The 13,002-nt window shown below is 51.4% G+C and carries 9 protein-coding genes; all 9 read left to right on the plus strand.

What is annotated here, in order from left to right:
- Positions 1–280 precede the first annotated feature (280 nt).
- The 9 genes from BMX58_RS04540 (at position 281) to BMX58_RS04580 (ending at position 12,756) form a co-directional block, all read left to right on the plus strand.
- Positions 281–1,366, plus strand: a complete 1,086-nt coding sequence (locus BMX58_RS04540; protein WP_068622601.1) for an LCP family glycopolymer transferase — start codon at positions 281–283, stop codon at positions 1,364–1,366.
- Positions 1,367–1,440: 74 nt separating this feature from the next.
- Positions 1,441–2,454: a UDP-glucose 4-epimerase GalE gene (gene galE, locus BMX58_RS04545; protein WP_068622603.1), complete on the plus strand. Its 1,014-nt coding sequence runs from the start codon at positions 1,441–1,443 to the stop codon at positions 2,452–2,454.
- A gap of 132 nt (positions 2,455–2,586) precedes the next feature.
- On the plus strand, positions 2,587–4,698 hold the full coding sequence (locus BMX58_RS04550; protein WP_068622605.1) for a hypothetical protein: 2,112 nt from the start codon (positions 2,587–2,589) through the stop codon (positions 4,696–4,698).
- 131 nt (positions 4,699–4,829) lie between these two features.
- The gene (gene galU, locus BMX58_RS04555) at positions 4,830–5,714 is read left to right on the plus strand and encodes a UTP--glucose-1-phosphate uridylyltransferase GalU (protein WP_068622607.1); all 885 of its coding nucleotides are present in this window, start codon (positions 4,830–4,832) and stop codon (positions 5,712–5,714) included.
- 88 nt (positions 5,715–5,802) lie between these two features.
- Positions 5,803–6,846 carry a glycosyltransferase family 2 protein gene (locus BMX58_RS04560; protein WP_068622609.1) on the plus strand — a complete coding sequence of 348 codons (1,044 nt, stop codon included), beginning with the start codon at positions 5,803–5,805 and terminating at the stop codon, positions 6,844–6,846.
- A gap of 21 nt (positions 6,847–6,867) precedes the next feature.
- The gene (locus BMX58_RS04565; RefSeq protein ID WP_068622611.1) at positions 6,868–7,974 is read left to right on the plus strand and encodes a glycosyltransferase family 1 protein; all 1,107 of its coding nucleotides are present in this window, start codon (positions 6,868–6,870) and stop codon (positions 7,972–7,974) included.
- The gene (locus BMX58_RS04570) at positions 7,971–9,041 is read left to right on the plus strand and encodes a hypothetical protein (protein ID WP_068622613.1); all 1,071 of its coding nucleotides are present in this window, start codon (positions 7,971–7,973) and stop codon (positions 9,039–9,041) included. The genes BMX58_RS04565 and BMX58_RS04570 overlap by 4 nt, the downstream gene beginning before the upstream one ends.
- Before the next feature lie 20 nt (positions 9,042–9,061).
- A complete protein-coding gene (locus BMX58_RS04575; protein WP_068622615.1) occupies positions 9,062–10,114 on the plus strand; it encodes an EpsG family protein in 1,053 nt (350 codons plus the stop codon).
- 182 nt (positions 10,115–10,296) lie between these two features.
- Entirely contained in the window at positions 10,297–12,756 is a 2,460-nt protein-coding gene (locus BMX58_RS04580; RefSeq protein ID WP_068622617.1) for a GW dipeptide domain-containing protein, read from the plus strand.
- The last annotated feature ends 246 nt before the right edge of the window (positions 12,757–13,002 follow it).

Consider the following 13,002-nt stretch of genomic DNA (forward strand, 5'->3'; position numbering starts at 1 on the left):
TCACCTGATTAACTTAACCACTTTAACATATTATAACGCAAATGAAAGCGTTTTAAAAGGATTAGGAGGCACAGTCGTCATCCATAAATGCTTTTGTGAAGGGATTTTTTGGACTTGTTGAAAATTGCTTGCTGTTATTTTTGCGATATGTTTTCTTTTTTGTTAAGTTTTTTATTAGCCCTTTTTCATTTGTTGGAATTGTTCTATACTTGATGAAGCAATAATAAGCAGGGTGATGGGCTGGCTTGCAGCTGTGTTGCTCAGAAAGAGGATCGAACCGATGAATGAAACAAGAAGCAATTATTCTAAAAAGAAAAAACGGAACCGAATTATTCTGCTGTCATTGATGAGCGTTATTCTTGTAGCTTTCGCGCTATTCTGGACCGTCTATGACGATGTCGAGAGCACATTGAAAAGTGTTTTCAAGGATGTCGAAACGCAAAATATGCGGAAAGAAGAGGTTTCTGTCGATGCAACCCATCCGATCTCATTTGCGTTGTTGGGGATCGACATGTACGGGGACGGAATCGCTGAGGGCACCGGACGCTCGGACACCATCATCGTCGCGACGGTGAATCCGAACACCAAAACAACGACAGTCGTCAGTGTGCCGCGTGACAGTTATGCCGAAATGGTAGGCTATGAAACGAACATCTATCCGGAGTATAATGACAAGATTACGCATGCCTACGCATTCGGGAGTACCGAGATGGCAATCAACTCCATCCAGGAATACCTGAATGTGCCGATCGACTATTATGTCGAAATCAACATGCAGGGACTGCATGATATCGTCGAAGCAATCGGCGGCATCGAATTGACGAGTCCGCTGACTTTCGAATTTGAGGGTTCTTCCTTCGTCGAGGGTGAAACGGTCGTTGCCGATGGATGGGATGCTCTGGCTTTCGCCCGGATGCGCAAGGAAGATCCGGAAGGTGACTTAGGTCGTCAAAACAGACAGCGGATGGTCATCAAAGCGATCTTGGATAAGCTGATCAGCATCGACAGCGTCACGAACTACAAGAAGATTTTGAGTGCTGTCGAAGTGAACATCCAAACGAACCTATCGTTTGATGATTTGCTCGACATCAAGTCTGGCTACGTGGATGCTCTTGATACGTTTACGCAGGAGACGATTGCCGGCGAAGAACTTTATTACGATGAGATCTACTATTATTATGTGGATCCTGAAGAGCGTCTGCGCATCTCGAATACGCTGCGTGATGAATTGGAAATCGATGAAGTTCAGTTGAGCGATATGAATTTGTCGGACGCAGATGCATCGTTTGGTTACGGCCAGATGAGCAGCGCTGGTTTGATCACAGGCACATCCGATGATGACAGTGCCCAAGATACGGAAGAGTAGGCAAAAAAGTCGTCAGCAGCGGCAACAATGAAAAAAGAAATAGACGAAAACAGTCAATCGGAAAGAGGGATATTATGTCAGTATTAGTAACAGGCGGCGCCGGCTACATCGGCAGCCATACCGTAGTGGAATTATTGAACGCAGGCCAGGAAGTGGTCATCGTCGACAACTATTCGAACAGCAAACCGGAAGTGCTGAACCGGATCAAAACGATCACCGGCAAAGCACCGACTTTCTATGAAGTGGACGTGCTGGACCGCGAGGCGTTGGATGCGGTCTTCGCAAAAGAGGATATCGACTCGGTCATCCATTTCGCCGGCTACAAAGCGGTGGGCGAATCGGTCGCGAAGCCGATCGAGTACTACCACAACAACATCACGAGTTCTTTGGTATTGTGCGATGTGATGCGCAGCCACGGCGTCAAGAAAATCGTCTTCAGCTCTTCGGCTACGGTGTACGGCATGAACAACGTTTCGCCTTTGACCGAGGATCTGCCGACGAGCGCGACGAATCCTTACGGCTACACGAAAGTCATGATCGAACAGATCCTGCAGGATGTGGCGGTTTCCGACTCCGAGTGGAGCATCGCTTTGCTGCGCTACTTCAACCCGATCGGCGCGCATGCGTCCGGCCTGATCGGCGAAGACCCGACCGGCATCCCGAACAACCTGATGCCGTACATCACGCAAGTGGCGGTCGGCAAATTGCCGCGCCTGAGCGTTTTCGGTGACGATTACGACACACCGGACGGCACAGGTGTGCGCGACTACATCCACGTCGTCGACTTGGCTCTGGGCCACATCAAGGCTTTGGACAAGATCAAGGAGTCGAATGGCGTCGGCATCTACAACCTCGGTACCGGCATCGGCTACAGCGTGCTGGATTTGGTGCACAACTTCCAGGATGCCAACGGCGTCGAAATCCCGTACGTGATCGTCGACAGACGCCCAGGCGATGTCGCAACCTGTTATGCGGATGCAACCAAAGCCAGGGAAGAATTGGGCTGGACCGCACAGAAGACTTTGGCGGATATGTGCCGCGACTCCTGGAACTGGCAAAAGAACAATCCGAACGGATACGAGATGTAATGCAATGATTTTAATGAACGAAGAGGCTACAGTTGGCTTCTTCGTTTTTTTGTAAATTTCACATAAATTAGGCTTAAGGGAGAGTTACGGATATAATTTAGACAGTAATCATATGTCAGGATGTGAATGATCATGAAAAGAATAAGATGCTGGATTGGTATCGGGCTGTTCTTCGGGATGGTCTTTTCTGGATGCGGGAAGGGTCCTGAATCAACAGTGGAAAATTTGCCGATTGCGATCCGGTATGAAAGTACGGTTTCGGATATGAAGGAAGAAGACATCGCTGCAGGAGCGATTGTCAAGACGCTGGGTTTTTATGAAGAGGAAGATAAGGGGGGAGCCACTTACCAGATTGTTGATGATCCGCAATTGGAAGAGGATGGAGCTTTCGTGCACTTGTTGAATAATGGGATGAAGGCGAAAATGGTAATCGAGAATGAGACTGTTAACGTCCGGCAATTAGGGGCAGTAGCTGATCAAGGGGAACTGATGGGAAATACTGACAATTTTGAAGCTTTTACGGCAGCTTTCGAGAGTGAAGTTCCAACAATCGACCTCGTGGGAGGGGCCTACTATATCGGTGAGGGAAAACGATTGAAGATCAACCGAGAAATTCAAATAGACGGAAAAGGAGCGACCATCATTGCGGATTCCGGCGTTTTGTTTGATGTCAGCATCAAGCGCCACGCGACCGTGTCGAATCTTTATGTCTCCTCAGGCAGCGAGGGAATGCCGCGAAAAGGCATCGGCATAGAGGTCGTCAATGATGCTGAAGAGCCAAAATGGGGTGGTTCCGTCGACTTCTATAATGTCAATATCTTCCATTATAGCGTTGGTTTCCAGGGGGATTTGCTTTACAATAATGAACTGAACACTATCTATTCGGCATACAATGATATCGGTTACCGCTTTATCTCCAGCGGAATCTTTTCGAATATGAACGAAAACTATTCGCTCTCCGCTATGCACAATACATACGGCATCGTGATGGAAAATTTCCGGAACGCAACTTTCAACAACACAGTGCTGGAGAGCAATGGATACGGGGTCGTCATCGATGAAGACTCGGAATTTGTGGACTTCCGCAACACGTGGTTCGAACTTATCGAAATGGCTCCGGTAGCGTTCGGTACAATTTCCGAGGACACCATGGAACTGATTCCCAGTGGAGCAACCAATGACCGTGTCCATTTCACGGACAACCGTTGGAGTCAAGTCGAAACCGAATCCGAGATCTTTTATTCAGCGGATACGCTTTTCACATCCCGATATAGGCAGGTGGACGGGCCAAACTATGATTTTGAGGAATTGATGGACAGCGGCATCGTCTATACGAACTATGCGCAGGACAGCTTTACAGTTGACTCTGCTTCTGGCGGGGAGCCGGCCACTGTAACGGAGATGACGCCATTCGGGCAGAAGAAGGTGACGAAGATCAGCAGTGCCGATGAGGGGGGCGATCTTTCCATCTCATTCCCTTTCCAATCTTTTGAAGAAGGGCATTCCTATCTTGTGAAGTACAAAGTGCGCTTGAATCAGGCGGGCACCATCATCACAGCAGTGCCTTCCTCTCCAACGGCAGTTGCGGGAACATCGGACAAAGCTTGGGTCGAAGCGGATGCTTGGACTGACGTGGCTACGATCCTGCAAATGCAGGAGAGTTTCGATGATCCGGAGAAGATAGTTTTTGATGACGATGGAAAGGTGAGCTTCACGGTCGAGGAAAGGTCGGAAGGGCTCGATGTTGAAGTTATGGAACCGGCTGTCTATGATCTGACGGAAATATTTGGATCCGGAAATGAACCGGATGTCCGGTTGAATGATGAACTTGGCAAATATTTCAGCTACGTTGATTACTTGCATACCGGCAAAACCGGGAATTTTTCCGGTGATTATAGCGACAAAGAACGAATTGGTGTCTCCCTTCAGAACGGATGGACCGGGGAAGCTTCCTACCGGTATCTCGGCAACGGGCTGACCGAAATAGTCGGAGTGAACCTGGGCACAGGGATGATCGGTTCGGAAGGGACGGAGTTATTCAAAATCCCGTCCGAATATGCCCCTGCAAACACAAGCGTCCAACTGGCAGTTTCAGAAGGCAACGATCCAACCGGCATGCTGCAAGTTCGGGTTGCCAGCGATGGTACAATTTCGATTGCTGCCATGGTGGGGTATTCTGTTCCTGAAAATGATCCGGATGCTGCGGTTCAGTTCAACTTCATCGTGTCATCGGATGAACGTTAGCTAAGGACGAAATAATTTAAATCTTTTCAGCATAACCGGAGACCGCACCAATGAGAAGTTTCATTGGTGCGTTCTTTTTCATCGTTATATTTGCTATAATAAAAAGGACTATACACGAAAGAGGGAGACTCATGACAAAAGTAAGGAAAGCAGTTATTCCTGCAGCAGGTTTAGGAACACGTTTTTTACCAGCAACAAAAGCGATGGCTAAAGAGATGATGCCGATCGTGGATACACCGAGCATCCAATATGTCGTTGAGGAAGCCATCGCTTCCGGCATCGAGGAGATCGTCATCATTTCCGGCAAGGGCAAGAGTCCGATCGAGGATCATTTCGACGCGAACTTTGCCTTGGAGGAAAACCTGAGGGAAAAAGGCAAGACCGGGATGCTGGATATGGTTCAGAAGACGAACATTCCGCACATCCACTATGTCCGCCAAGCGTATCCGCACGGACTGGGCGATGCGATCCTGCAGGCAGAAGCTTTCATCGGCAACGAACCTTTTGTTGTGCTGTTGGGCGATGACATCATGCCGAACGACATTCCATTGACGAAATCTTTGATGGATACCTATGAGCAGACAGAAGGCGGTGTCGTTGCGACGATGCGCATCCCGGGAAATATGACGAACCGCTATGGCATCATCGACATCAAAGAGAAGGTCGGCGAACATATCTACAGCGTCAACCATTTCATCGAAAAGCCGGCTCCGGAAGAAGCGCCGAGCAACCTTGCCATCATCGGCAGGTACCTCTTGACGCCGGAAATATTCGACATTCTGCGCAATCAGCAACCTGACGCCGGCAATGAGATCCAACTGACCGATGCGATCGAATCGCTGAACGCCATCCATCCGCTGGTCGCGTACGAATACACCGGCAAACGCTACGATGTAGGCGACAAATACGGCCTGTTGATCGCCAATATCGAATTCGGGCTGGAGAACAAGGACACGGCCGACAAAATGCGCCCGTACCTGAAAGAATTGGCGAAAGAATTAAAGAACAAGGCATAAGGCGTTGCCATGACGGGAGCAGCGCATAGGTCCCCAGGCTCAGCTGGCCTGGGTGCTCCATCATGCCCAACGTTAGGAAGGAAAACAAATGGACAAGAAACCTTTTTTCAGCATCGTGATCCCGGCCTACAACTGCGCCGGCACCATCCGCGCCACGCTTGAGAGCATCGCCGGCCAGACGGTCAGCGATTTTGAAGTCGTCATCGTGAACGACGGTTCGAAGGATGCGACCGAAGCGGCGCTGCAGGCATTTGTTGCCGAGGACAGCCGCTTCTCTTTCATCACCATCCCCAACAATGGACCGGGGAACGCCCGCAATCAAGGGATTGCCCGCGCGAAGGGAAGCTATCTCTTTTTGATGGATGCGGACGACGAAATCGAACGCCACACTTTGGAACGCTACCAGGCAATCATCAAAAAGGAGAACCCGGATCTGATCGTGGCTTCCTACAATCTGCGGGTTTTGGACAATGGAGAAGTCGTTTCGGAAAAGCAGGTGCTAGCCGAGGATCGGATCTACACTTCGAATGCGGCTTTCCTGGAAAACCTTTACCCGTTGATGAACAAGCAGCTGATGTATGTCATCTGGAACAAGCTCTACCGCTTGGACATCATCCGCGAACACAAAGTCGCTTTCCCGAGCTACAGCAGTTGCGAAGACCGCCTGTTCAACATCGCCTACTACCGTCATGCCCAAAAAGTCGTGACGACGAGCGAAGTGCTTTACCAATATGCCTTCGAAGGCAAGAGCAGCCTGACCAACAAATATTTCGACAACAAATTCGAAACTTTCCTGGAATTCTACAACGAATTGCTGGCTCTGACCGACAAGGATCTGGGCGGTTTCAGCGCCTTGTTCCTGAAAGGCACGATGTCCTGCATCATCCCGTTGCACGGCGCAAGTTGTCCGCTGGATTGGGCCGGCAAACGGAGCTACATCGAAAAGATTATGCAGCATCCGCGCGTGCAGCACGCGACGGCGCATAGCCTGACGGACACGCCGATCCGAAAAATCATGAAGCTTTTATTCCAATCGAAATCGGTCTACCTGAATTATCTCGCTTCCGGCATGATGCATCTCTTGAGCAATGCCTCGCCGAAGCTGATCGAAAAACTCAAAGGAAATTTCTAGAAAGATGGGAGAATTTAACTAATGACTCAGCCTAAACGTGTCCTGCATTTCCAGGGCAGAATGGGAAAGGGCGGTGCGGAAACCTTCATGATGAACGCCTACCGCAACATCGACCGTTCCAAGTACCAATTCGATTTCGTCATCTATGAAGAATTTGCCGATGTCCGTCCGTACCATGACGAAATCGCCGCATTGGGGGGCAAAATTTTTGTCGTACCGAACCCGAACAAGCACCCGCTGCGCTACATCAAAACCGTCAGCAAACTGCTGCAGGAGAACCAAGTCGATATCGTCCACAATGAAATCTTCTTCGGCGGCGGCCTGAACCTGTGGCTGGCTGCCAAAGCCGGCGTCAAAAAACGCATCGCCCACAGCCATGCGACTTCCGACGGCAAGGGCAACCGTTTCCCGTACAGCATCGTGCGCCCGATCTTCAACAACCTGATGATGAAGTATGCGACCGATTTCCTCGGCTGCTCGGACGAAGCCGGCATCGGCCTGTTCGGCAAGGAGCAGCCGTTCGTCATGATCCCGAACGGCATCGACCTGAACCGTTACCGCAACGTGCCGGTGACGAAGGCAGAGATGCATGCGCAACTCAATATTCCGCAGGATGCCTTCGTGATCGGCCATATCGGCCGTTTCGAGGAGCAAAAAAATCACCGCTTATTGCTGAAGATTTTTGCGCACATCCTGAAGAAGCACCCGAACACGTACCTGTTGTCGGTCGGCGCCGGCAGTCTGGAGGCGGAGATCCATGGTTTGGCCAAGGAAATGGGTGTGGCCGACCATGTGCTTTTCTTGGGCGAACGCGAAGATATCGCTGAGCTGCTGAAAGCGATGGACGTCTTCCTGTTGCCGTCCTTGTATGAAGGATTGCCGATCGTGGCGGTGGAAGCGCAGGCCGCCAACATCAAACTGGTGCTGTCGACGGAAGTTTCGCCGGATACGGTATTGTCCGAGAACGTCCGCTTCGTTCCGCTGGATGCGGATCTGGATCGGTGGGAAGCAGAAATCATGGGCGATCCGCAAGGCAACCGCCCGAAACCGGAACTGGAAGCTTTCGATATGCTGAAAACCGCAAAAGCGCTGGAAAGAATCTATGATGCGAAGGAGGGTGCAGCATGAAAAACTTACCGACCCTAAAGGAAACGAAAGCATTTCTGCAGGACAACAAAAAGACAATCATCGGGACTGCATTAGCGCTTGTCATCCTGTACGCCCTGGCGATTGCCTACACATTGTTCAGCGATGATAAAGTCAAAGAAATCAAGGAAATCGACCCGGCTACCGGGCTGGAACTGCAGCTGATCACTGACGCTGAGTATGACGCGCTGCGGGAAGGCGCGGTCCGGTTCGATTTCTATGTCGAAAATACGGAAGGCTATGCCTTCACGAACTTCAACCTGCTGGAAGCGGTCCTGTTGTCCCCTGAAGTCTTCGGAGCCATCAATGCCGTGGAGCCGATCGTTGCGACCGATGCGATTGAAGCGATGGAGGAAGGAGACATCCCGGCCAACTACATGATCGATGTGGATACGGATTATGACACAAGCGAACTGCACATCACAGTCGGCACCGGTGATGAGGCGAAAAATGAAGCCATCGCCACTTTGCTCTATGATGCGATCCAGGAAGAGACGATTCCGTTCTTCGCCAACAAGAGCGCCTATCTGTTGTCCGAACCGCATGTGGTCCAACTGGAGAAAGGTCCGGAGCCGACGAATGAAACGGGCAACACCAGCTTGTTGCTCTATCTTGTCATGGGAGCCGGCCTGTTCATCGGCGGCTTGCTGTTCGGCATGCTGCTGGCCTTCTTCCGCCTGTTCTTCAGGAAAGAGGTCACGGATGTGTTCAACTACCGCATGAGCGATGAGGATACGGTACTGGACCTGTCCCACACGACTGCGGCCGAGCAGGAAACGGCTTTGGCTCATGGCATCCAGCATCCGGCTGCGACCCGCAAACTGATCCTGTCCGAGGAACAACTTCCCGCTGCCGTGAAAGAACGTCTGGAGCAGATGGCAGACGCGCCGTATGTATTCGCGCAGTCCGTGCTATCGGCTGATCCTTTGCTGCAGTTCGATGAAGTCGTCCTTGTTTCCCGCAAAAATGGCACCACCAAAGACTGGTACAAGAATCAACGCACGCTATTGGAAAATTACGCGACTCCAATCAAAATCATCCTAATCTAGCATTGGAGGAGGAATAAGGGATGGCACTCTATGTCTTTGCCTTCATCACTTTGCTGCTGCTCAGCATCGCAGAAGTGTTGCACGGCAACAAAAAGATCGTCCTGATCGGCGGCGGCCTGCTGGCTATCCTGGCCGGGTTCCGCTACTACTCGGGGTACGATTTCGTTTCCTATTATTATTTTTTCTATGACCTGACCGGTTTGTCGGATGTCATCAACGGCAGCATCGATGCCGAACCCGGCTACCTGTTCTTGAATTATCTGTTCCTGAAGTTGGGATTGAACTACTACGCATTCATTCTCTTCTTCGCATGCCTGAGCATGGGACTGTTGGTCAAATATCTGTACAAAAATGTCCCATATCCGTCCTTGATCCTGTTCTATTATTTTTCGCGCTTCTTTTTGGCGAGGGACATGGGCCAGATCCGCGGTTCGATCGCCAGCATCATCCTGCTCTATTCGGTGAAATACATGAAGCAGAAGCAGCTGTTCCGCTTCTTGCTGGTGGTCGGGATCGCCTCCTTGTTCCACATCACGGCACTCATCTTCATCGTCGGCTACATCTACGAGAATTATCTCTATGACGGCAGCTGGCTGCAGGTGCTGGTGCTGTTCGGTCTGGCAGTTGCGGTGGGCATCGCTGTGCAGATGCCGCAGCTTTACTTGTGGGCGGTGCCGGCCCGCTACGCGCCTTACTTCACGAATCCGGCCTATACCGGCGGGCAATGGCTTTTGAATCCGGTGCTGTTGATGCAACTGCTGATTTTCTTTGGGACCTTGCTGTTCACGAATATCCGCAAAGATGAAAAGTACCGGACATACCATAATCTCTATTTCCTGGCTTCGCTGATCCTGATCGCTTTCGGGAATCTGGCGACGGTCGGCGGGCGTCTGAGTTCGCCGTTCGCGACTTATGAGATGTTCGTGGCGCCGTATTTCATCCTGAATTTCACGAAGAACAAACTGGTCAATCTGATTTTTTGTCTGGGATTCACGGTCGTCATCTTCCTGCTGATTTTCATCCTGTCCGGGGATTACGCTTACTTCATCCCGTACGAAACGCTTTTGAAATAACAACAGTCGCTCTTCTTTTCCTGGCCAAACTGGGAAGAAGAGCGGCTGTTTTGCTTTGGGTCTTCGGGTCGCCGGATGGAAGCGATTCAAAAAACAGGGTGCCATCGGGATTGGAAAATGTTAAGATAATGTTGTATTGTTGAAATAATGGCAGGAATTCATTATCTGGTTGGAGGGGTAAAATGGAGAGAATGTTTCATAAAAATAGATTGAATTGGCGTGCATTTTCTAGGGTCGGGGCTGTGCTTTTGGTTTTGGGGACGTCCAGCGCTCCGCTTGCATCCGCAGCTGACACAGAGACTGCGCTTTCGACAACGGCTTATGTCCAGATTTTGACAACGACGAACGTGGATTACGAAGCCACGGTGACGCGCGGTACCGACGGCATCAATACGCTGCCTTGGGGGACGCAAGGATACCAGACGATCGGCTCCAGCTCGACTTACCTGGGCAAAACCGTCTCGGTCAGCCAAGAAAAGTTGGCCGATAACGGGGTGACGTGGGCGTTGATTTCCTTGGACGGAAAGCAGATCGGCTGGATCGCGAAAGCGGCTTTGGCCGAAGTGACCTATCTGGCTGTCCTTTCGACAACGACAGTGGACTATCCGGCAACAATCACGCGGGCGGCTGATGCGATCAATGCAGCCCCATGGGGAACACGCGGCTTCAAAACGCTGTCCCAGAGCTCCGCTTATCTGGGCAAAAGCGTGACGGTCAGCCAAGAAAAAGTTGTCGAAAATGGCGTGACGTGGGCGTTGATTTCTTTGGACGGCACGCAACTTGGCTGGATCGCCAAAGACGCTTTGACCGAACCGACCTACCTGAAAGTCTTGTCGACAACGACAGTCGACTACCCGGCGACGATCACACGCGGCACGGATGCGATCAACGCAGCGCCATGGGGCACGCGCGGGTTCAAGACGCTCGGACAAAGCAGCACTTATCTGGGCAAAAGCGTGACCGTCACCCAGGAGCAGGTCGTGGAGAACGGTGTGACGTGGGCGCTGATATCGCTGAACGGCACGCAACTCGGCTGGATCGCCAAGGACGCCTTGACGGAGCCGACCTATGTGCAGATCTTGTCGACGACCAACGTGGATTATGAAGCGTCGATCATCCGCAGTTCCGATGCGATCAATTCGCAACCGTGGGGCACGAAAGGCTACAAAACGATCGGCAACAGCAGCACTTATATGAACAAACTGGTGACCGTCAGCCAAGAAAAAGTGGCGGACAACGGTGTGACGTGGGCGCTGATCTCATTGGACGGCACGCAGCTCGGCTGGATCGCCAAGGATGCGCTGAAGAAGACTGTCTATGTGCAGATTCTGTCAACGACAGACGTGAATTACCCGGCGACCGTCACGCGCGGCACGGACGGCATCAATACGCAACCGTGGGGCACGAAAGGTTACCAGACGATCGGCACCAGCGCCGCATACCTCGGCAAGCAAGTGACCGTCACGCAGGAAAAAGTGGCGGACAACGGTGTGACGTGGGCGCTGATCTCATTGGACGGCACGCAGATCGGCTGGATCGCCAAAACTGCTCTGACGGAACCGACCTACGTGCAGGTTTTGTCCACGACAAATGTGAATTATCAAGCGACGGTGCTCCGCGGTACGGATGGCATCAACACGCAGCCATGGGGCACGAAAGGCTACCAGACGGTCGGCTACAGCTCGGCCTATCTGGGCCGGACGGTAACCGTCAGCAAGGAACAAAAAACGGACAACGGTGTTACTTGGGCGTTGATTTCGCTGAACGGCACACAATTGGGCTGGATCGCCAAGGACGCGCTCTTCAATCAGGTCGTGTCCACGATGAATGTTTCCTACAAGGCGACCGTCACGCGCGGTACGGACGGCATCAATACGCTGCCGTGGGGAACGGAAGGCTATCAGACAGTTGGCAACACAGCGACTTATCTCGGCACCGGCGTGACCGTCAGCCAGGAAAAAGTGACTGCAGATGGCGTTACCTGGGCATTGGTTTCACTGAACGGCAAAGTGTTGGGGTGGGTGGCAAAGGCTGCCTTGACGGTGACACCGTCGGGCAAAGTCGTCTACATCGATCCGGGCCATGGCGGCACGGAAACCGGAGCTGCCTACAGCGGTGTCTTTGAAAAGACCATCAATCTGGCCGTTTCGAACAAAGTGAAAGCCAATCTGGAAGCTTTGGGATTCACGGTCATCATGTCCCGCAACACGGATGAATACGTCGGATTGCTTGAACGCGCGAGCGAAGCGAATGCATCAGGAGCCGACATTTTCGTCAGCATCCACCACAATGCGATGCCTTCGAACGCGACCGTCACAGGGATCGAAACGTACTACTACGAATACAATCCGTATTATCCGCCGGTGATCAACGAGGAAATGCACAATGATCCTGTGCGGCTGCTGGAAAGCGCGGAACTGGCCGTGGCCATTCAGGACGCCTTGGTCGACAACACGGGAGCGGCAGACCGCGGCGTGCGCAAAAACACATTTGCGGTCCTGCGCGAAACGGCCATCCCGGCTGTCTTGCTGGAACTGGGCTACATGAGCTCGCCGACCGAACTGGCCAAGCTGACGACAACCGCTTATCAGACAACTTTAGCAAAAGCGATCACAGTAGGGATCGTGGCTTACTTCGAATAACGGAAAAAACGGGAGAACCTTCACCTAGAGGGCTCTCCCGTTTTTTTATAACTTGTAAAGGGGGGCATTAAAAAAAAAGCTGTTTCACCACACTAAAAAACAAAAAGAAACATTTAAGGAACAAAAACAAAAAAATAAAACAAAAAAACGAACAAAAAGATTGATTTTATGTTTGGTTCTGTTTATAATGATGGCATAAGGAAATAAAACGCTTCCGGGAACGGATTTAGCGGGTAAGGAATCGAA

The organism is Trichococcus ilyis (assembly GCF_900109135.1).
Taxonomy (GTDB): Bacteria; Bacillota; Bacilli; order Lactobacillales; family Aerococcaceae; genus Trichococcus; species Trichococcus ilyis.